This window comes from Pseudomonas sp. BIGb0164 (assembly GCF_024810135.1).
Lineage (GTDB): Bacteria > Pseudomonadota > Gammaproteobacteria > Pseudomonadales > Pseudomonadaceae > Aquipseudomonas.
In genome coordinates, this window is record NZ_JANUEA010000002.1 from 576,019 (window position 1) to 595,842 (window position 19,824).

17 protein-coding genes, 1 pseudogene and 1 riboswitch are annotated in these 19,824 nt (G+C 61.1%); of the genes and pseudogenes, 7 read left to right on the plus strand and 11 right to left on the minus strand.

Translation table 11 applies throughout. The annotated features are described in order from the left end of the window. Positions 1–49 precede the first annotated feature (49 nt). Together M2394_RS06540 and M2394_RS06545 are read left to right on the plus strand one after the other, a co-directional pair. Positions 50–643, plus strand: a complete 594-nt coding sequence (locus tag M2394_RS06540) for a phosphoheptose isomerase (protein WP_024073509.1) — start codon at positions 50–52, stop codon at positions 641–643. Next, entirely contained in the window at positions 640–1,221 is a 582-nt protein-coding gene (locus M2394_RS06545) for a BON domain-containing protein (RefSeq protein ID WP_178922757.1), read from the plus strand. The genes M2394_RS06540 and M2394_RS06545 overlap by 4 nt, the downstream gene beginning before the upstream one ends. Before the next feature lie 66 nt (positions 1,222–1,287). Here M2394_RS06545 and M2394_RS06550 read toward each other — a convergent pair whose 3' ends face one another. The 7 genes from M2394_RS06550 to M2394_RS06580 form a co-directional block, all read right to left on the minus strand. After that, positions 1,288–2,058 carry an OmpA family protein gene (locus M2394_RS06550; protein ID WP_178922755.1) on the minus strand — a complete coding sequence of 257 codons (771 nt, stop codon included), beginning with the start codon at positions 2,056–2,058 and terminating at the stop codon, positions 1,288–1,290. 232 nt (positions 2,059–2,290) lie between these two features. Further along, positions 2,291–2,935 carry an MBL fold metallo-hydrolase gene (locus M2394_RS06555; RefSeq protein WP_178922754.1) on the minus strand — a complete coding sequence of 215 codons (645 nt, stop codon included), beginning with the start codon at positions 2,933–2,935 and terminating at the stop codon, positions 2,291–2,293. Between the two features lie 89 nt (positions 2,936–3,024). Next, positions 3,025–5,754: a LuxR C-terminal-related transcriptional regulator gene (locus M2394_RS06560; RefSeq protein ID WP_259171936.1), complete on the minus strand. Its 2,730-nt coding sequence runs from the start codon at positions 5,752–5,754 to the stop codon at positions 3,025–3,027. A 256-nt stretch (positions 5,755–6,010) separates the two neighbouring features. Further along, positions 6,011–7,375, minus strand: coding sequence for a DUF1329 domain-containing protein (locus M2394_RS06565; protein WP_178922750.1), 1,365 nt, complete (start codon positions 7,373–7,375; stop codon positions 6,011–6,013). Positions 7,376–7,418: 43 nt separating this feature from the next. Further along, the gene (locus tag M2394_RS06570; protein WP_178922748.1) at positions 7,419–9,278 is read right to left on the minus strand and encodes a DUF1302 domain-containing protein; all 1,860 of its coding nucleotides are present in this window, start codon (positions 9,276–9,278) and stop codon (positions 7,419–7,421) included. Between the two features lie 333 nt (positions 9,279–9,611). Beyond that, entirely contained in the window at positions 9,612–11,294 is a 1,683-nt protein-coding gene (locus tag M2394_RS06575; protein WP_259171937.1) for a fatty acid--CoA ligase, read from the minus strand. 265 nt (positions 11,295–11,559) lie between these two features. Continuing rightward, positions 11,560–12,192, minus strand: coding sequence for a LysE family translocator (locus M2394_RS06580; RefSeq protein WP_176995052.1), 633 nt, complete (start codon positions 12,190–12,192; stop codon positions 11,560–11,562). 84 nt (positions 12,193–12,276) lie between these two features. On the opposite strand from M2394_RS06580, the gene M2394_RS06585 reads away from it, so the two are divergent. From M2394_RS06585 to M2394_RS06595, 3 genes are all read left to right on the plus strand, one after another. Beyond that, entirely contained in the window at positions 12,277–13,242 is a 966-nt protein-coding gene (locus M2394_RS06585; protein ID WP_259171938.1) for a 2-hydroxyacid dehydrogenase, read from the plus strand. 30 nt (positions 13,243–13,272) lie between these two features. Next, on the plus strand, positions 13,273–14,271 hold the full coding sequence (locus tag M2394_RS06590; RefSeq protein WP_259171939.1) for a class I SAM-dependent methyltransferase: 999 nt from the start codon (positions 13,273–13,275) through the stop codon (positions 14,269–14,271). Positions 14,272–14,322: 51 nt separating this feature from the next. Then, a riboswitch (yybP-ykoY riboswitch) is annotated at positions 14,323–14,442 on the plus strand. An 89-nt stretch (positions 14,443–14,531) separates the two neighbouring features. After that, positions 14,532–15,116 carry a TMEM165/GDT1 family protein gene (locus tag M2394_RS06595; protein ID WP_101266603.1) on the plus strand — a complete coding sequence of 195 codons (585 nt, stop codon included), beginning with the start codon at positions 14,532–14,534 and terminating at the stop codon, positions 15,114–15,116. Between the two features lie 162 nt (positions 15,117–15,278). On the opposite strand, the gene M2394_RS06600 is transcribed toward M2394_RS06595, so the two are convergent. After that, positions 15,279–16,097, minus strand: coding sequence for a M48 family metallopeptidase (locus tag M2394_RS06600; protein WP_178922737.1), 819 nt, complete (start codon positions 16,095–16,097; stop codon positions 15,279–15,281). Between the two features lie 1,314 nt (positions 16,098–17,411). Here M2394_RS06600 and M2394_RS30435 point away from each other — a divergent pair. Continuing rightward, a pseudogene (locus M2394_RS30435) lies at positions 17,412–17,606 on the plus strand (HAMP domain-containing protein); the annotation flags it as partial. A gap of 114 nt (positions 17,607–17,720) precedes the next feature. Further along, a complete protein-coding gene (locus tag M2394_RS30440; protein WP_371319328.1) occupies positions 17,721–18,464 on the plus strand; it encodes a methyl-accepting chemotaxis protein in 744 nt (247 codons plus the stop codon). A gap of 125 nt (positions 18,465–18,589) precedes the next feature. On the opposite strand, the gene M2394_RS06610 is transcribed toward M2394_RS30440, so the two are convergent. Genes M2394_RS06610 through M2394_RS06620 form a run of 3 tightly spaced genes read right to left on the minus strand, consistent with a single transcriptional unit; the run spans position 18,590 to position 19,701 of the window. Next, the gene (locus M2394_RS06610) at positions 18,590–19,210 is read right to left on the minus strand and encodes an SOS response-associated peptidase (protein ID WP_259171940.1); all 621 of its coding nucleotides are present in this window, start codon (positions 19,208–19,210) and stop codon (positions 18,590–18,592) included. Positions 19,211–19,246: 36 nt separating this feature from the next. Beyond that, positions 19,247–19,507 (minus strand): putative signal transducing protein, encoded by a 261-nt coding sequence (locus M2394_RS06615; protein ID WP_095183856.1) that lies wholly within the window; start codon positions 19,505–19,507, stop codon positions 19,247–19,249. An 11-nt stretch (positions 19,508–19,518) separates the two neighbouring features. Next, the gene (locus M2394_RS06620) at positions 19,519–19,701 is read right to left on the minus strand and encodes a CPXCG motif-containing cysteine-rich protein (RefSeq protein ID WP_259171941.1); all 183 of its coding nucleotides are present in this window, start codon (positions 19,699–19,701) and stop codon (positions 19,519–19,521) included. Positions 19,702–19,824 lie beyond the last annotated feature (123 nt).

Below are 19,824 nucleotides of genomic sequence, written 5' to 3' on the forward strand. Positions count from 1 at the left end.
GGGCTGCACATTCCTGTGCCAAACAGCCGCGCTACTTAAGGTCACACAGATGGACATGCAATCCCGAATTCGCCAGCTTTTCCAGGCCAGCATCGACACCAAGCAACAGGCGATGGACGTACTTGCACCGCACATCGAGCAAGCCAGTCAGGTCATGGTCAATGCCTTGCTCAACGAGGGCAAAATGCTTTCGTGCGGCAACGGCGGTTCGGCCGGCGATGCCCAGCACTTCTCCTCGGAGCTGCTCAACCGCTTCGAGCGCGAGCGCCCGAGCCTGCCCGCCATTGCCCTGACCACCGATTCCTCGACGATCACCTCGATCGCCAACGACTACAGCTACAACGAAATCTTCTCCAAGCAGATCCGCGCCTTGGGCCAACCCGGCGATGTATTGCTGGCGATCTCCACCAGCGGCAACTCGGCCAATATTATTCAGGCGATCCAGGCCGCACATGATCGAGAAATGATTGTCGTAGCATTGACCGGCCGCGATGGCGGCGGCATGGCGTCACTGCTGCTGCCAGAGGACGTAGAAATTCGCGTCCCGGCCACTGTCACCGCACGTATCCAGGAAGTCCACCTGCTGGCGATCCACTGCCTGTGCGATCTGATCGACAGCCAACTGTTTGGGAGTGAAGAATGACCGTTAACCGCCTCAGCCTTTTGGCCATCACCCTGTGCCTCGCTATCAGCGGCTGCAGCACGGCCATCACTGCAACACGTGACACCCCTATCCAGGACGACAAGGGCACTCGTACTTTCGGCAGCAAGATCGATGACTCGCTGATCGAAACCAAGGTTGAAGTCAACGTCGCCAAGGCCGCTACCGACCTCGGCAATGGCGCTTCGCGCATCGTGGTCACCAGCTTCAACGGCGTGGTGCTGCTGGCCGGCCAGACGCCGCGTGCCGACCTCAAGGCGCAGGCCGAACAAGCCGCCTCGACCGTGCAGCGCGTGAAGAAGGTGCACAACGAACTGCAGGTCATGGACCCGATCACGCTGCTGGCCATCAGCAACGATGCTTTGCTGACCACCAAGATCAAGGCGCAGATGCTGACCGACAACGCCATTCCCGGCTCGCGGATCAAAGTGATCACCGATAACGGCATCGTCTACATGATGGGCCTGCTGACCCAGGCAGAAGCCACCCGCGCCGCCAACCTGGTACAGGGCGTGTCGGGCGTGCAAAAGATCGTGAAGCTGTTCGAATACATCGACTGATACAGCCGAGCAATAAAAAAGGGCGCCGTGCATTGACTGCACGGCGCCCTTTTTAGTGGCCAGCGTTTACTGGTACTGCTGGTACGGGTTGCCCTGGAACTGGTTGTTCTGCTGTGGCGCCTGTTGCTGCTGTTGGGCAGGCTGGCCATATTGCTGACCAGGGATCGGCCCCAGGTTCACCTCTACACGACGGTTCTGGGCACGGCCATTGACGTCGGCGTTGCTGGCGATCGGGTTATCCGGGCCGGCACCGCGTGCGCTCAGGTTGGTCGGGCTCACGCCTTGGGACGTCAGGTAGTTGGCCACGCTCTGAGCACGACGCTGGGACAGGTCCATGTTCAGTTGGCGACTGCCGGTGCTGTCGGTGTAGCCGACGATCTGGATGGTGTTCTGGTTGAACTGCTTGAGCGAGTTGGCCAGGTTGTTCAGCGGCTGATAGAAGCTGCTGGAGATCGCGTCCGAGTTGGTAGCGAAGGTGATGTTACCCGGCATGATCAACTTGATCTGGTCACCCTGGCGCTGAACTTCAACCCCGGTGTTGGCCATGCTGGCCCGCAGTTTCTTTTCCTGCTGGTCGGCGTAGTAGCCATAACCCGCGCCACCCAGGCCGGCCACGGCGGCGCCAATGAGGGCACCTTTGCCACGGTTGTTATGGTCGATGGCGGCGCCGGCCAAACCACCGGCCAGTGCAGCCAGGCCGCCGTACTTGGCTGTGTTGCTGATACCCGATGAGCCGTTCGCCTGTCCTTGGCTGCCATCGTATGGATTAGGAGACGCACAGCCGGACAACAAGGCAACAGCCGTGGCAACGACAAGCAGACGACGCGAAGTGAACATGAAGGAAGCTCCTACTTTTGCATTCTGTGATGCAGAGGACATTGGCAATGGACCTGTGCCGAGCTTGGAACACGACAAACGGCAAAAATTCCCTGCCCGGCAGACCCCCGCTCCACAACAGGTGGGCACACTAAAACCCTAGCAGACGCTTCCTGAACGGTGATTGTCATTTTCTCTATAAGAGTCGTAGGACAGTCGCCTCTTGGTATCCGGAAAAACACCGAGTCGCGGCCTATGCCCGCACAAAAGGGTTCTCACGCATCTCATCGCCCAACCGCGTGTCCGGACCATGACCCGCCACGACCGTGGCGCCCTCATCCAACGTGTACAGGCGCTGCTTGATCGACCGCACGATAGTCGCCTGGTCCCCACCCCACAGGTCCGTTCGCCCCACGCCACGGCGAAACAGGGTGTCGCCGGCAATCAACAATTTGGCATCGGCAAACCAGAAGCTCATAGAGCCCGGTGTATGCCCTGGGGTATGCAGCGCCACGCCGCAGCCGCAGGCCAGTTCCTCTTCGTGCTCAAGCCAGCGATCCGGGGAAGGCACTGGCGTGTAGGGCACACGAAACATCTGGCATTGCATTTCCAGGTTATCCCAGAGGAATTGATCCTCCTTGTGCAGATGCAAGGTGGCACCGGTCTTCTCTTTCAACTGGCCGGACGCGAGGAAATGATCAAGGTGGGCATGGGTATGGATGATGCTCACCACCTTGAGGCCCAGCGCGTCGAGACGGGCCAGGATCAGTTCATGGTTGCCGCCCGGGTCGACCACGATGGCGTTTTTGGTGATCGGATCGCCAATGATGGTGCAGTTGCACTGCAACGGACCGACGGGGAAGGTTTCGCGAATAAGCGTCGGCAGTTCAGGTTGCATCAGAAGGCCTCAAGTGCAAGTGAATGGGCATTTTCGGGCGTTCTCGCCAGAATAATTGCACCAGTAAACCAGACTGGGCAGCCTCCTTCCTAGCCAATCAACCGCAACTCCTGCGCCCTTGCCACCGCCTGCGTGCGCCGCTCTACGCCCAGCTTGCTGTTGATATGGCTCGCATGGGTCTTCACCGTGTGCAGCGAAATGAACAACCGATTGCTGATTTCCTGGTTGGAACAGCCTTGGGCGATCAGCTGCAACACCGCCAGTTCGCGGGCGCTCAAGGTTTCGTGGCTGGGTGAGGTTTCGACAACCGCAACCACCGGAAGCAGCCCCAACAGGCTTTGATTCAACAAGCCATGGGGGTCTTTGCCCAACTGCTCGCGCATCCAGTCGGGGTGGCTCTCCAGCAAACGCTGGAAGGGTTGCAGCGCACCACCGGCTCCCGCTTCAAGAGCACGGGCCAGCACCGGCCGCGCCTTGGTTTCCTGGCCGGTTTCGAGCAGCAGATGCGCCTGTTGGGTCAGCGCCATCAGGGCAATCATCTGGCGGCCGTCGTTGTGTGCCTGTTGCGCCAGTTCATCAAGCCGTTGCAGGGCGGCGGCAGGTTGATGGCGCGTGGCGTCCAGCGCGGCTTGCTGCAGGCCGATGTGTTGCGGCAGGTGCGGATGAAACTCCGGGGCCGCAGCGGCATGCTCGCCGTTGTAGGTCTGCCCCAACCGCGCCAGCCAGGCATCGGCCAGGTCGGTGCGGCCCTGGGCCAGCCACAGTTCGCATTTGATCAGGGTGATCATCGCCAGGTAGTAGATTGGCGGCACATCCCAGATATGCATCAGGCGCTCGGCTTCGGCGAGTTCGGCGAACGCCGTGGGAAAATCATTGCGCCGCCCTTCGAAGTTGGCGATGACACAATGCCCGATCAGCACACTGATATCCCGGCAGGCACGGGCTTCGGCCAGGCCGGCACGCAAGCGCGCCAAGCCGGTTTCAGGCTGATAGCGCGCCAGCAGCAAATAACCTTCGTAGAGCGATAAGCGCGCACGCACGGCGTACAGCCGCTGGGGCGCCAGGCCATGCAAACGCTGCAGGCCCTGACGCACCTCATCGAGCGAGCGCAGGATTTCGCCCCGGGCCTGCAACACGCGGGCGCGGTCGTAATGGGCCAGGGCTTCGAACAACGGGTTGCCGACGCGCTGCGCCAGCTCCAGGGACTCGCGGTTCAGGCCACGGGCGCGCCACAGGTCGGCGTCGACAATGGCCAGGTTGGACAGCGTCGACAGGCACATCAGGCGCTGGCCGTAGCGCTTTTGCGGCAGGCTTTCCAGGGCCTCGCCGCAATAGCGCTGGGTCAGTTCGCGGTCGCCGCGCCCCCGGGCGATGATCCCGCTCAGTGCCAGCCACTGGGCCAGCATCGACTTTTGCGCGGTGGCCGACGGTGCCGGCAGGAAGCGACTGAGGTAGCCGGACAACTCTTCTGCCGCATCCAGCTGGCACGCCAGCCCCAAGGCCCAGCTGTAGAGCACGATCAAGCGCGGCGTGCTGATCAGCAGGCTGTCGGGCAAGTCCATCTTCCAGCGCAGCAGCATGCCCACGTTCTGCTCGGCCAGCAGTTGCTCTTCGGACAGGTTCTGCACCAGGTTCGCGGCTACGTCGAGATGGCCGGCGCGCAACGCCTGCTCCACCGCTTCATCGATCAGGCCCTGGGCGTTGAACCAGCGGCACGCTCGCAGATGCAGACTGGCCACCGGCAATGTGGCGTTTTTTGCACGACGGGTGCGCAGCAAATCGGAAAACAGATGGTGATACCGGAACCAGTGGCCCTGCTCGTCCAGTGGTACCAGGAATACTTGATGTGCCTGAAGGTAGCGCAGGGTTTCGGCACTGTCGTGGGCATCGCGCACTGCGTCGCACAGTTCGGCGCAAAAACGTTCCTGGGGGGCGGTGTCGTAGAGGAACGCCTGGACTTCGGCAGGCAGGCAATCGATCACCTCTTCAAGCAGGTAATCACGAATCAGCCCTTCCCCGCCGTGCAGGCTCTGCGGCAAGGCACCTTCATTGCCGGCCTCAGAGGCGGCCAGCAACCAGAAACGCAGGCCCGCCACCCAGCCTTCACTGCGCCGGATCAGGTTATCCAGCGCCTCGCCGCGCAGTGAGTTGCTGTGCTGGTGCAATACGGCCAACGACTCATCGTGAGTCAGGCGCAGGTCTTGCTCGTGCAATTCCAGCAGATGCCGTGACAGGCGCAACCGCGCCAGATGCCAATCCGGACGCTGGCGACTGGTGACCAGTACCACCAGGCCGTCGGGCAAATGGTTGAGGAAAAACTGCAGGCAGCGATCCAGCACCGGCCCCTGGGCCAAGTGGTAGTCATCCAGCACCAGCAACAACGGCGCGCGCGTGGAAAGGTGCAGCGTCAGCTCGTCGAGCAAGCCATCGAGCCATTCTTCAAAGGCAAACGGCTGGTGACGCTGGCGCATTTTCAGCAACCCCAGGGATTGGGCGCCGATCTGGGGGAAATATTGCTGCAAGCCGTCGAGCAGGCGCTCGAGGAAACGGCCGGGGTCGTTATCCCGGGGGCTCAGCCCCAGCCACAGGCTTTGCCAATGGGCCGGCAGGCCCTGGCAGAACTCCACCGCCAACGAACTTTTGCCGAACCCCGCTGGCGCGCTGACCAGCAGCAAGCGCCCTTCCAACCCCGCACCCAGCCGTTCGCACAGGCGAGGCCGCAGCACGTAGCCGTCAGGCAGCGGTGGCCTGAAAAAGCGTGCTTCCAGGGTCGGAATCACGACGCTTGCAGGCCCTTGGATTCGGGACAGATCAGTCATCGCCGGGCTCTTGTAGAAGGCTGTTGTCGGCATTGCAGATGTCCGCAGACTAGCGGTAAAAGCGGCGGGTTTGTAGATCTTTGCAACATTTGCCTGAAAAAGAACTGCGACAAAAAATCTCAACACAAACAAATGTGGGAGCTGGGCTTGCCCGCGATGCAGCCACCTCGGTCTGTCAGACCTACCGAGGTGATGCTATCGCAGGCAAGCCAGCTCCCACACAAGCCCAGCTTCTACATTGGCGAATTATCGCGGGTTAGCGGACGCCATCCTGGCGCAGGGCCGCCGGGGTGAAGTCGCTGGTGGTGGCGGTGAAGCCGAAGTCATAGGCCTGTTTCTCTTCGTTCTTCATGCCCAGGGCCAGGTAGCGGCCGGACTGCAGGTCGTAGAGGGTTTCCAGGGCGTACCACGGCACTTGCTTGTCGTAGTAGTTCTCGGCATGGGCTTCGGCGACGCGCCACAGTTGGCCACGGCCATCGTAATGGTCGATCACCGCGGCTTGCCAGGTGTCTTCGTCGATGAAGAAGTCACGCTTAGCGTAGATGTGGCGCTGGCCTTCCTTCAAAGTGGCGACTACGTGCCAGACGCGGCGCAACTCGTAACGCGCCAGGTCCTGGTTGATGTGACCGGCCTTGATGATGTCGGCGTACTTGAGCTTCGGATCGTCGATCTTGTAGCTGTTGGAGGCGATGTAGATTTCTTTCTTGCCTTCCAGCTTCCAGTCGTAGCGGTCCGGTGCGCCGTTGTACATGTCGAGGTTGTCGGAAGTACGCAGGCCGTCGGCGGCAGTACCCGGGCCGTCATACGACACTTGCGGCGCCCGGCGCACACGGCGCTGGCCGGCGTTGTAGACCCACGCCGAACGCGGCTCCTTCACCTGGTCCAGGGTTTCGTGCACCAGCAGCACGCCACCGGCCAGGCGGGCCGGCGCGGTCACTTGCTGCTTGAAGTAGAACAGCACGTTGCCCGGGTTTTTCGGGTCAAAGTCTTTCATCTTGTCGCGGAACACGAACTGGTCTTTGAAATACACCAGGCTGAAGGAGCCGTTGGTTTGCGGCGTGGCCTGGGTTACCAGGCGGGTTACGCTGCCACCGCGATAACGGGTGATGTGGTTCCAGATGACCTCCACGCCGCTTTTTGGAATCGGGAACGGTACGGCGGTTTCGAAATTCTCCAGGCCGTTGCCGCCCGACACCAGGTTAGTGGTGGTGGCGTTCTTCTTGATGGCCGCGAACACATCCGCCGGCACGGTGGCGCCGCGATGGGTCGGGTAGACCGGCATCTTGAAGGTGTCCGGGTAGCGCTTGAACATTGCGTACTGCCCCGGCGCCAGCTTGTCTTTGTACTGTTCGACGTTTGCCGCGGTGATGGTGAACTGCGGTTGTTCACTGGCATACGGGTTGGCCAGGAAACCACGGGCGTCGACTGCGCCGGCGTTGGTGGGCAGCGGCGACCATTTCGGAATGGTGCCCGCCGCGTTACCGGCCATCTCGGCGCCCATCGGCGTCAGGGTCGTGCCCAGCTTGGCGGCTTCATCCGCCGACACTGCCGCCATGACGTTGCTCGCCAGGATCGACAGCCCAAGCACACCCACGTGCAACAGACTTTTGGTTATTTTCATGTTCTGGTCTTCCTGAAATACAGACTGCAAAAAGAGTGTGTGCTTAGAAGTTCACGCCGAAGCTCAGGGCGACAAAGTCGCGGTCATTCACGGTGCTGTAGTCGCCGCCGAAGAAGTTGGTGTAGTTCAGGCTGGCGGTGTAGGTGTTCTGGTATTCCGCATCCAGACCCAGGCTGACCGCTTTACGACCTTCTTCGAAGTTGGCACCAGGACCTGGCGAATAACCTTTGACGTCATGGGACCAGGCAACGCTCGGCTTGAGGTTCACGCCGGCGAACACATCCGGGTATTCCCAGATGGCACGACCACGGTAGCCCCACGAGGTGGACGTGGTGAAACCGTCGTTGTTGCAGTTGGCGGAGACGTTGCTGGCATCGGCCCCCGGGCCTGCACCGGCGACAGTCCGCCCGTTGAGCGTCGGGCAGAAACCATTGGGCAAGGTGCCAGGGCCGAACACTGGATCGCGGCCATAACGCACATCATTTTTGCTTTCCAGGCCACCCACGTGAGTAACCCCGACTTCGCCCACCAGCGTAAGGCGGCTGGCGCCCATGACCTGATCGAAGAAGTGCGTAAAGGTCGTCTGGAACTGGGTGATTTCCTTGCGGTTGTAGCCGTGGAGCAGTTGGCCCGGCGAGCCTTTGATGATCGACGCATCACCCAGGCCTGGCAAAGGCGTAACACCGGCATACAGGATGTCAGTGGAGCTGATTTGAACCGGCGCATTCGGGCGATAGCTCAACTCACCACTCCAGGCGGTGCCGGTAGGCAGCGTGGTGGAGAAACTCAGGCCATAGAGGCGAATATCTTCCGGGTATTCCATGAAGTACCGGGAGTTACCCGCCACGACCAACGGTGCCAATTGGCCCAACGGTGCCGCACTGTTGAACGCCGCCTGGGAAGCCGCTTGCGCGCTGAAGATCGGCGCACGGCTGTGGTAGTTCATGAAGTACGCGCCGAACTCGGTGTCCAGTGGTTCGAAGTTGTAATGCAGCGCCGCGCCCCACTGGCCGCTGTCACGCGCATCGTCGTCGCCACCGCGACGCACCAAGACGCCTTCGTTGTTGATGTCTACGCCACGGGCAGCCAGTGCCGGCAGGAATGCCGTCGGGATGGTCGAGCGCTTGTTCAAGACACGCAGGTTGTTGTTGCAACCGTCGGACACGATATCGGGCTGCGAGAAGAACGTGCCGCAGTTGTCGGTCACCGTCTGGTCCCATTCCAGCTGGTAAAACGCCTCGGCCGACAGGTTGTCGGTGAGGGTTTGCGACACGTAGAACATGTTGACCGGAATCAAGCCTTCCTTGATCTCGGCCCCCGGGCGACGGAATGCGGACACGTCGATCGGGTTGATGGAGTTGATGCCGCCGCCGATGAAGGTACTTTCACCCCAGCTCACCACCTGCTTACCGAAACGCACGTTGCCCGGCAAATCGGCAATGTTGTAGTTGTGGTAGATGAAGGCGTCGAGGATCTGCCCGCCAGAAGACTTGGCGCCTTCCTTGCGGTTGTTGTCGCTGATGTCCTTGAACGGACGGCTTTCGTCCTTGAGTTCGAAGTCGTACCAGTACTTGCCGCGCACAAACACGCCGGTGTCGCCGTATTTCAGTTCCAGGTCATGAATGCCCTTGAAGATCTTCGAGAACGTCTCCCCGCGCTTGAAGTTCAAGTGGCCGTCATCGGAGGTCTGGGACAGGCCCTTGCCGCCGTTGTTGACCCCGATCAGATCCTGGTTGGGTTTGGCCGTCGACCAGCTCGCCCCCACCGACAGGGAGGAGTCAAAGCTGCCTTCGATTTCACCGATGTTGAAACTGACGCCGAATGCGGGCCCGGCGAGCGTAGAAGCGAGACTGACGGCCAAGGGCAGTCTTGCCCGGCGCCAGAACTGGTTTACTGAGGTCATCGACGCTACTCCATGTGCATTATTGTTATGGCAGTGAGCTTTTTCTTACAGATGCATGTAACGGCCGGAATACAACGATTCCAATGCCGGACGGCAACCGAGCCCCCATGGCCCGAAGCGCAACATCCTTGAAAAACTCTGGGAAGGACTATAGCCAGCAGGGGGTATCGCTTGATCCCTCTAAAGTGTGATTTGCATCACCGACCCGTCTGCCGCAACCCTTTCGCCATGCCGACAAAGGTCGGCGGGGCAAGGATGGCTGAAAATCGGCAAATCACAAGTGAAGGCGCCAGATAGAGCATTGCCGCGCCCGAACGGGCGCGGCGGAAAGCATCACAGGGTGGACAGGAACGTACTGTTGTTGGCCTGCCATTCGATGATGTCGATGCGGATACGTTTTTTGTCGAGCTTTCCTACGCTGGTCTTGGGAATTTCAGTAACAACCGCGATCTGGCTCGGAATCGCCCACTTGCTCAGGTGGCCCAATTCAACGAAGGGCTTGAGGTGTTCCTTGAGCTCCCGCGCACCTATCACATGGCCATCACGCACCACCAGCAAGGCAAACGGACGCTCGCCCCACTGCGGGTCGGCAATGCCCACTACCGCTACTTCACGTACCGCCGGGTGTCGGCTGACCAGGTCTTCCAGGGCCAGGGACGAGATCCACTCCCCGCCCGTCTTGATCACATCCTTGATGCGGTCACGGATATCGATCACGCCAAATGCATCCAACGTGGCCACGTCACCGGTGTGCATCCAGCCGCCTTCCCACAGCTCGGCGCCCTTCTGAGGCTCGTTGAAATAACCTTCGCTGAGCCACGGCGCCCGCAGTACCAGCTCGCCCTGGGACTCGCCATCAGCAGGCAGGAAGTTGCCGTCAGCGTCGATGATTGCCGCCTCCACCAGCGGCCCGGGCACACCGGCCTTGATGCGGTAGGTGGTGCGTTCATCCTCGGTGCCGGCCATCAGCTCTTCATTGAGGTGGGCACAGGACACCAGCGGCCCGGTCTCGGACATACCGTACGCGGCCGTCAGCTGAATCCCACGGGCCTTGGAGGCTTCGTACAAGGTCCGATTGAGCGCACTGCCGCCAATCACTATTTTCCAACCACCAAAATCCACGCCCTGGGCCGCCTTGGCATTGAGCACCATCTGCAGGATGGTCGGCACGCAGTGGGAAAACGTGACCTTTTCCTTGCGCCACAGCTCCACCAGGTACTCGGGGTCGTAGCGGCCGGGGTAGACCTGCTTCAAGCCAAGCATGGTCGCCACATACGGCAGGCCCCAGGCGTGTACGTGGAACATAGGCGTGATCGGCATGTACACGTCGTTGGTGCCCAACAGGCGCACGCTGTCGACGCTGCCCATGATCGTCGCCACGCCCATGGTGTGCAGGACCAGTTGGCGGTGGGTGAAGTACACGCCCTTGGGGTTGCCGGTGGTGCCAGTGGTGTAGAAGGTGGTGGCGACCGAGTTTTCGTCAAAATCCTGGAAGTCGTACGTGGGGCTGGCGGCGGACAGCAGGGTTTCGTACTCGCCCACCAGGCCTGGCAGCTCGGCGGTCTTGGCGTCACCGTCGGTGAGCAGCAGGGTCTTGTCGACGGTCGTCAGGTGCCCGGCAATCGCCTGGTAGAGCCCCACGAACTCGCTGTTGACCAGCACGAAGCGGTCTTCGGCGTGGTTCATGGTGTAGAGGATCTGTTCCGGCGACAGGCGCACGTTGATGGTGTGGATCACCGCGCCGATCATCGGGATGGCGAACATGCATTCGAGGTAGCGATGGCTGTCCCAATCCATCACTGCCACGGTATCGCCGGCCTTCACCCCGGCCTCGGTCAGCACATTGGCCAGTCGGGCCACCCGCTCGATCAGGGTGGGGTAGGTGTAGCGCAGTTTGTCGCGGTAGATGATTTCCCGGGTTTTCTCGTAGCGGGTCCCGGACATCAACAGGCGTTTGATCAACAGCGGGTATTGGTACGCGCCTTCGGCGGGTGGGATAACACGGGTCTGCAACATACGAATCCCTTATCTGACTGCACGGTCTTGGCTTGAAGACTTGCACTTTAGAGACCTTATGTTTCAGCCAAATCAGCCAAAGGAATGATTTGCAGCGCCCAATGAATGCTAGCTTTGAGCCATTACCGATACCTTACACAGATCCAATGTGGGAGCGGGCTTGCTCGCGAATGCGGTGTGTCAGGCAATACCTTCATTGCTGATCCACCGTATTCGCGAGCAAGCCCGCTCCCACATTTGGACTGTGCTCATCCAGAGATATCGTTTACTTCATGCTGGTAAACGCCAGCTTCACCCCAATCGCAATCAGCACCGCGCCCATGGTGCGGTCAAACCAGTGGCCCATGCGGGCAAAGCCGGCGCGCACGCGCTGCTGGCTGAACAGCATGGCCACCAGGCAGAACCACAGCGCTGTCGCCACCGCCAGGTACACGCCGTAACCGGCCTGGATCGCCAGCGGGGTGTGCGGGTTGATCACCACCGTGAACAGCGACAGGAAGAACAGCGTGGCCTTGGGATTCAAGCCGTTGGTCACGAAGCCTGCGGTAAACGCGCCGCGCGGGGTGCGCTCGCCCGCTTCGCGGTGCAACTCGCCTTCGACCGGTGGTTTGGCGGGCTGCGCACGCAGGGCCTTGAAGCCGATGTACAGCAGGTACGCCGCGGCCGCCCATTTGAGTGCGTTGAACAGCACGATGGACTGGGACACGATCAAGCCAATGCCAAGCAACGAGTAACCCACATGCAGAAAAATCGCCGACCCCACACCCAGGGCTGTCCAGGTTCCGGCGCGACGGCCATGGGTCACACTTTCACGCACCACCACGGCGAAATCCGGGCCGGGGCTGGCCACCGCCAACAAGTGAATCAAGGCTACGGTCAAAAACTCGGCGACGTACATGCTCACTCCATTAAGTAACTGATTATTTCATCTGATAGGCTCCGGAGATTACGCCTTCAAACCCTGTCGCAAAAGGTACAGTTGATGACGAACAATCGCCGTGCGGTCTTCCTTGATCACCCTTCCCTGGACCTGGGGGACCTTGACCTCAGCGAGCTGCGAGACAGCTTCAGCGAGTTGCAGTTGTACACGGATACCACGCCACAGAACGTGGTTGAACGGGTGCAAGGCGCCCACGTCGTCATCAGCAACAAGATCGCCCTCAGCACCGACACCCTGGCGGCCTGCCCGGAACTCAAGCTGATCCTGGTGTCGGCCACCGGCACCAACAACGTCGACCTCGACGCCGCCCGCGCGCACGGGATCACCGTGAGCAATTGCCAGGGCTACGGCACGCCGTCGGTGGCGCAGCACACGCTCATGCTGTTGCTCAACCTGGCCACGCGCTTGAAGGACTATCAACGGGATGTCAGCGCCGGCAAATGGCAGCAAGCCAAGCAGTTCTGCCTGCTGGACCACCCGATTGTCGAGCTGGAAGGCAAAACCCTCGGCCTGCTCGGCCACGGCGAGTTGGGCGGCGCGGTAGCGCGCCTGGCTGAGGCCTTCGGCATGCGCGTGCTGCTCGGTGCGATTCCAGGGCGCCCTGCCCGCGCCGATCGCGTGCCGTTGGATGAGCTGCTGGCCCAAGTGGACGCACTGACCCTGCACTGCCCGCTCAACGAACATACCCGCGACTTTATCGGCGCCCGTGAACTGGCGCTGCTCAAGCCTGGCGCGTTTGTGGTCAATACCGCACGCGGCGGCTTGATCAACGAACAGGCGCTGGCCGATGCGTTGCGCAGCGGTCACCTGGGCGGCGCGGCCACCGATGTGCTGAGCGTGGAGCCGCCGGTCAATGGCAACCCACTGCTGGCCGGCGATATTCCTCGGTTGATCGTCACCCCGCACAACGCCTGGGGCAGTCGCGAGGCACGCCAGCGCATCGTCGGCCAACTGGCGGAAAACGCCCGGGGCTTTTTCAGCGGCGCACCGTTGCGCGTCGTGAGTTGATAAACTGCGCCCCTTTTCAAGGAGCAGACCATGGATCCGCGCAGTGAAGTACTGCTTCGTCAGGCCGAACTTTTTCAAGGCAACCTGCTGCTGGTCGGGTTGCCTGCCGACGACTTGCTGGGCCGCCTGCCCAATGCCCACGGCTGGAGCTGGCACGCGGGCGACCAGGCAGCCCTGGACGCACGCTTCCCCGAGCGCAGCCAATTCGGCGTAAACGTGCCCGACCGTGCGTTCGATGCCGCCGTGATTTTCCTGCCCAAATCCAAGGACCTCACCGACTACCTGCTCAACGCCGTGGCCGCACGCCTGCCCGGCGCCGAGCTGTTTCTGGTAGGGGAGAAAAAGGCCGGCATCGAAAGCGCCGCCAAACAGATGATCCCGTTTGGCAAGCCACGCAAGCTGGATAACGCGCGGCACTGCCAGTTGTGGCAAGTCACCGTGGCCAATGCCCCGCACGCGGTCGAACTGGAAAGCCTGGCCCAGGTGTTCGATGTGCCGCTGGCCGAAGGCCCCCTCAAGGTGGTCAGCCTGCCCGGCGTGTTCAGCCACGGGCGACTGGATCGCGGCACCGAATTGCTGTTGGAACACTTGGACAAGCTGCCCAGCGGCCACCTGTTGGACTTCGGTTGCGGCGCCGGCGTGCTGGGGGCTGCGGTCAAACGTCGCTACCCGCACAACAACGTGACCCTGCTCGATGTGGATGCCTTCGCCGCCGCCAGCAGCCGCCTGACGCTGGCTGCCAATGGTCTGGAAGCCGAGGTGCTGACCGGTGACGGAATCGACGCCGCGCCAATGGGTTTGAACGCGATTTTGAGCAACCCGCCGTTCCATGTCGGGGTGCACACAGATTATTTCGCTACGGAAAATCTGCTGCGAAAAGCGGCGAAACACCTGGCAAAAGGCGGCGAACTTCGCCTGGTTGCCAACAGCTTCCTCAAGTACCAACCGCTGATCGAAGAGCATCTGGGCGTGTGCGCAATCAAGGCCGAAGGCAATGGTTTCCGCATTTACCGTGCCAAGCGCGGCTGACGGGCGTTTGAAAAAGAAGGCTTGCCGAATGGGTTTTGCCTAGGCAGAATCCGCTCCGTCCTAGGGGAGTAGTCTCCCACGAGCGCCACGCTCGTCCGGCATACGTCAACATACTTGGTCAGCAGACCATGGCGTATGCGACCCAGGAGTCCGCACAGACGGACCGGGGTTTGACAAGACCTATGACACGCACACCTTACCCGGGGCGGGAAGGCTGTACGTGTCATAGCCGTGTCGACCCGCCCCTGGAAACCTACCTGATGCTGGATTCATTACTCGTACCTACCGCAATCGTTGCCTTGGCCGAAATCGGCGACAAGACGCAACTGCTCGCGCTCATCCTTGCCGCACGCTTTCGCAAGCCCTGGCCGATCATCGCCGGCATCGTCGCAGCGACCCTGGCCAACCATGCGGCGGCCGGTGCCGTGGGGGCCTGGTTCGGAAGCTTCTTCTCGGATGCGGTGCTGCATTGGATCCTCGCGGCGAGTTTCTGCGCCACGGCCTTGTGGACCCTGGTACCCGACAAGCTCGACGATGACGAAGCCAGCACCACGCGCAAATTCGGGCCGTTCCTGACCACGTTGATTGCGTTCTTCCTGGCGGAAATCGGTGACAAGACGCAGATCGCCACGGTGATGCTGGCGGCGCAGTACCCGGAGTTGTGGCTGGTGATCATCGGCACCACCCTGGGCATGCTGATTGCCAACGTGCCGGTGGTATTGGCGGGGAATTTCGCGGCGGAGAAACTGCCGCTGACCTTGATTCGCCGACTGGCAGCCACGGCGTTCTTTATCCTGGCCGTGGTGGCGGTGTACAAGGCCATGCAGAGCAGCGGCTGGATCTAGATCTGTAAACCCAATCCAATGTGGGAGCTGGCTTGTCGGGTCGCCGCATCGCTGCGATGCAGGCAACTCGGTCTAGCAGATGAACCGAGCCGATGCTATCGCAGCGGTGCGGCGACCCGACAAGCCAGCTCCCACATTTGGATCATCAGCGAACCTGGAGCATCAGGATTTTTTGGCCTGCTGGTACAGCGGCATCACTTTTGGAATCGCGGCTTGCAACGAAGCGATTCGGCTGTCGGAAGCCGGGTGTGTGCTCATGAACTCAGGAGGCGCGCCTTCCGAAGCCTTGGCCATCTTGTTCCACAAGGTAATCGCTGCGTTCGGGTTGTAGCCGGCACGAGCGGACAACTCCAAACCAATCAAGTCAGCTTCGTTTTCATTGGCGCGACTGTTGGGCAAGGTCATGCCGTACTGAACGGCTGCATCACCGAGTGCCATGCTGTTCTGACCCAGGCCAAAGATCGCGGCAGCACCCTGCTTGGCCATCTCGATACCGTATGCCTTGGACATGGCTTCACGGCTGTGCTCGCGCAAGGCGTGGGCGATTTCATGGCCCATTACCGCCGCCAACTCATCGTCGGTCAGCTTGAGCGTTTCGATCAGCCCGCTATAGACAAAAATCTTGCCGCCCGGCCCGCAGTTGGCGTTGATCTCGTCACTCTTGATCAAGTTCACTTCCCATTGCCATTGCGCCGCATCCGGGCGGAAAGCCGGCACCTGGACGATCAAACGCTTGGCAATGGCCTGCACGCGTTTGGCATTGGCACTGGTCTTGTCGACAACGCCCTTGCCACTGGCCTCGGTCAACGTCTTTTGGTAGGACTGCGCGTACATCTGGTCGACTTCCTGGCTCGACAACATGCTGTACATATATTGCTTGCGCTCAACGCCTACTGCGCCGCCACTGGTGGTGTTGACCGCCTGGCAACCCGCCATGAGCAACGCCGCAACCAAACCACTTACCGCCCAAGACTTCTTCATGAACACGCTCCCTGAAAACATGCCGCGTATCGTAGGCGGTCAATTGTATTGGCGCCAGATACACCAGACGTGTAACCGCTGGATTTCGGATACATCCCACACCTTCACTGCGGCAACGAAAGTCTCATTTGCGACACCCCGCACTATTTTGTAGGACAAGCCTTAAGCCTCCCGACCCCGTGGCCGATACAAAAAAGCAGCCAATCTCCCCCTGCGTCCGGAGCGTTCATGAAATTCAAGTCGATTCAGTTTTCTGTCGCGGCACTGACCGGGGCCATCGTGCTGAGCGTGGTCGCAGTACTGGTGCTCTACGCCTTGTTTGCCGGCGCACGCACCCAGGAAATGGTGCAGGAACGCACCCAGACGCAGTTCGAGCAAATCATCGAACAACGCCTCACCACCCTGGCGCAAACCCAGGCCACGCTGATCCAGCGTGAATTGGAAGCGCCCCTGGTGACGGCCAAGGGCCTGGCCACCACCAATGCCCTGCTCGGCATGAAAGACGCCAAGGGCGAGCCGGCCCTGCAGATCGGCCGCGAACAGTTGATCGGCCTGCTGCATGAAACCGTGGTGCGCAACCCGAAGATCCTCGGCGCCTACATCGGCTGGGAACCCAACGCGATCGACCACAACGACGCTGCCTACATCAACAGCCCCATCGTCGGCATGGCCGCCGACGGCCGCTTCCTGCCGTGGTGGTACCGCAACGCCGATGGCAGCCTGGGCCTGGACAAGCTGGCCGACGTCAACGACCAGAACATCCTCTCCACCGGCGTGCGCGCCAGTGAGTACTACCTGTGTTCCAAGGAAACCAAGAAACCCTGCGCCATCGACCCCGCCCCTTATAAGGTGGGCAACGCCATGGTGATGCTGGCCTCGTTTATCGAACCGATCATGATCGATGGCACCTTCCAGGGCATCGTCGGCGCCGACCTGTCGGTGAACTTCATCCAGGAAATGCTCACCCGCGCCGACCAGAACCTCTACAACGGCGCTGGCGAACTGGCCCTGATCTCCAGCAACGGACGCCTGGTGGCCTATACCAAGGACGCCAGCAAGCTCGGTGAAAAAGCCTCCGACCTGCTCGACAGCAACGAACTGGCCAACCTCAGCCAACTGAAAGTCGGCGAAGTGCGCTACGACATCGACAAGGCACACGGGCACATCGAACTGTTCCTGCCGTTTAACATCGGCCAGGCCGAAGCCCGCTGGACCCTGATGCTGCAACTGCCGCTCAGCGCGGTGATGGCCGACTCGCAGAAGCTGCAAAGCGACCTGCAAGCCCAACGCAAGACCGACACCTTCGGCATGGCCATGGTCGGCCTGCTGATCGCCGGCATCGGCTTGCTGGTGATCTGGCTGGTGGGCCACGGTATCGCCCGCCCGCTCAAACAAATGGTGGCCATGCTCAACGATATCGCCCAGGGCGAAGGTGACCTGACCCGCCGCCTGACCAGCGATCGCGCCGATGAGCTGGGCGCAATTGCCAGCGGCTTCAATACCTTCCTGATCAAGCTTCAGGGCATGATCACCCAAGTGGTGAGTTCGGTGCAGAAGGTCAGCGACTCGTCGGAACATACCGCCGACATCGCGATTCGCACCAACCAGGGCGTGCATAAACAGATGGTGGAGATCGACCAGGTCGCGACCGCCGTGCATGAGATGACCGCCACTGCGCAAGACGTAGCACGCAATGCCACCCAGGCCGCTCAGGCCGCCAGCCATGCCGACCAGGCGGCGAGCCAGGGCATGCGCATCGTGCGCGACACCTCCACCTCCATCGGCGCCCTCGCCGAGGAAATCGGCAAGGCAGTGGGCGTGGTGCAAACCCTGGCCAAAGACAGCGAGAACATCAACGCCATCCTCACCGCGATCCGTGGGATTGCCGAGCAGACCAACCTGCTGGCGCTCAACGCCGCCATCGAGGCGGCGCGGGCCGGCGAGCAGGGCCGTGGTTTTGCCGTGGTGGCTGATGAAGTGCGCAACCTGGCGCAGAAAACCCAGAAGGCCACCGAAGAAATCCAGACCATGATCCAGCAGCTGCAACAAGGCACGCGGGACGTGGTGCGGGTGATGGAAGACAGCCAGAACCGCACCGATGAAAGCGTGCAACATGCGGCCAAGGCGGCCGAGGCGCTGGAGACGATCACTCAGGCGGTGTCGGTGATCAACGACATGAACACCCAGATCGCCAGCGCGGCCGAGGAGCAAAGCGCAGTGGCCGAGGACATCAACCGCAACGTGATCAATATCGGCCAAGTGGCCAATGAAGTGGCGGGCGGCGCGGATGAGTCCAGTGCGGCCAGTGCGGATTTGACCAAGTTGGCGGAGCAGCAGCGGAGGCTGATCAACCAGTTCAAAGTTTAAAGAGCTGCGGCGTTCATCAGGCCGCCTTCGCGAGCAAGCCCGCTCCCACATTTTGATCTGTGAACGCCTTCAAAATGTGGGAGCGGGCTTGCTCGCGAAGAGGCCAGAACAGACAACAGAGAAATTCAAGCCGGGGTCAGGCACTCCGGCCCATTGAGCTTGGGATCATTGACCATATTGGCCAACACCCGTTCGCGCAATGCGAAGGGCTCACTGGCCAGCAACGCTTGCAGCGCATGCAGCGGTGTCTCCGGGTTCAACCAGGCCTCCTGCCCCGCCGCATCCAGGATCAGCGGCCGCCGCTGGTTCTGCGCCGGCTGCGTCACCACCGCCGTGCTCAGCCACACTTGCTCCTGCACCGGGTAGGCTTCCCAGATCGCCGCAAAAAACAGCGTGGAGCCCTCCCCCGGGGTCAGCCAATACGGGCGCTTGCGCTGGGTACCGCGCCATTCGTAGAAGCCATTGGCGGGCAGCAGGCAACGGCGCTGGCGAAAGGCTTCGCGAAACATCGGTTGTTCGGCCAGGGTTTCGGCACGAGCGTGGGCGGGCGTGCGGGAAAGGTCCGTCAGCCACGGCGGCGTGAGGCCCCAGCGTGCACGGGCCAGGGTGCGCTGGCCGTCGATGGCGCGCTGAATCAGCACCGAATCATTCGGAGAAATATTCCACTGGGCCTGCTGGTCGGCCGGAAAGCCCGGCAAGGCGGCAAAGGCAGGGTTCCAGCGAAACAGGGCATAACGTCCACACATGGGGCAACACGACTCTTGGGTAAACCGAACAACAGCCTAACAGACCAGCACGTCGGGGAAGCTGTCGGGTTCATCGCCGGGCAGGGGTTGTGCGCCGATATAGGCCGTGATCAGCTCACGGGCATCGGCCGCACGGTCGTTGTCCACTTCCAGGCCCAGCAGCCCGAAAATCGGCAGCTCGCCGGTGCCGCCGAGCAAATGCCGGCCCACCAGGTGCGCCTCGATGCCCTCGCTGGCGAGCATCTGTTGCAACAGCTCGCCCTCCATCAGGTTTTCCGGCTCGTAGATTCGCTGCATGGGCGTACCTGTCAGTCGTTTTCAGTACGGGTTTCAAGCATCCACTCATCCCCGTGGACCTGCAGATCAAAAACGATCGGCCGACAACAGACCTGGCAGTCCTCGATATAGGTCTGATCCCCTCCAGACAGGTCCACCGTTGTATCGACCGCTTCACCACAATAAGGACAATCGTACGTCGCGTTTTCCAGCATCGCAGCCTCCAAGGTGACTTGTGCGTATAATCGCCGGTCTATTTACAGGGCTATTTTCGGCCGAGCCCATTACTCGGGCCGCACCCTGGTATTTCCTTTACTTACCCTAGCCGTTTCTAACAA

What these genes read in the sequence shown, in the direction of transcription:
- M2394_RS06590 (WP_259171939.1), top strand. Translation starts at nt 13,273, where the DNA reads ATGGATCCGCGCAGTGAAGTACTGCTTCGTCAGGCCGAACTTTTTCAA.
- M2394_RS06565 (WP_178922750.1), bottom strand. Translation starts at nt 7,375, where the DNA reads ATGAAAATAACCAAAAGTCTGTTGCACGTGGGTGTGCTTGGGCTGTCG.
- M2394_RS06545 (WP_178922757.1), top strand. Translation starts at nt 640, where the DNA reads ATGACCGTTAACCGCCTCAGCCTTTTGGCCATCACCCTGTGCCTCGCT.
- M2394_RS06575 (WP_259171937.1), bottom strand. Translation starts at nt 11,294, where the DNA reads ATGTTGCAGACCCGTGTTATCCCACCCGCCGAAGGCGCGTACCAATAC.
- M2394_RS06580 (WP_176995052.1), bottom strand. Translation starts at nt 12,192, where the DNA reads ATGTACGTCGCCGAGTTTTTGACCGTAGCCTTGATTCACTTGTTGGCG.
- M2394_RS06615 (WP_095183856.1), bottom strand. Translation starts at nt 19,507, where the DNA reads ATGCAGCGAATCTACGAGCCGGAAAACCTGATGGAGGGCGAGCTGTTG.
- M2394_RS06600 (WP_178922737.1), bottom strand. Translation starts at nt 16,097, where the DNA reads ATGAAGAAGTCTTGGGCGGTAAGTGGTTTGGTTGCGGCGTTGCTCATG.
- M2394_RS06550 (WP_178922755.1), bottom strand. Translation starts at nt 2,058, where the DNA reads ATGTTCACTTCGCGTCGTCTGCTTGTCGTTGCCACGGCTGTTGCCTTG.
- M2394_RS06540 (WP_024073509.1), top strand. Translation starts at nt 50, where the DNA reads ATGGACATGCAATCCCGAATTCGCCAGCTTTTCCAGGCCAGCATCGAC.
- M2394_RS30440 (WP_371319328.1), top strand. Translation starts at nt 17,721, where the DNA reads ATGGTGGAGATCGACCAGGTCGCGACCGCCGTGCATGAGATGACCGCC.
- M2394_RS06570 (WP_178922748.1), bottom strand. Translation starts at nt 9,278, where the DNA reads ATGACCTCAGTAAACCAGTTCTGGCGCCGGGCAAGACTGCCCTTGGCC.
- M2394_RS06585 (WP_259171938.1), top strand. Translation starts at nt 12,277, where the DNA reads ATGACGAACAATCGCCGTGCGGTCTTCCTTGATCACCCTTCCCTGGAC.
- M2394_RS06620 (WP_259171941.1), bottom strand. Translation starts at nt 19,701, where the DNA reads ATGCTGGAAAACGCGACGTACGATTGTCCTTATTGTGGTGAAGCGGTC.
- M2394_RS06610 (WP_259171940.1), bottom strand. Translation starts at nt 19,210, where the DNA reads ATGTGTGGACGTTATGCCCTGTTTCGCTGGAACCCTGCCTTTGCCGCC.
- M2394_RS06555 (WP_178922754.1), bottom strand. Translation starts at nt 2,935, where the DNA reads ATGCAACCTGAACTGCCGACGCTTATTCGCGAAACCTTCCCCGTCGGT.
- M2394_RS06560 (WP_259171936.1), bottom strand. Translation starts at nt 5,754, where the DNA reads ATGACTGATCTGTCCCGAATCCAAGGGCCTGCAAGCGTCGTGATTCCG.
- M2394_RS06595 (WP_101266603.1), top strand. Translation starts at nt 14,532, where the DNA reads ATGCTGGATTCATTACTCGTACCTACCGCAATCGTTGCCTTGGCCGAA.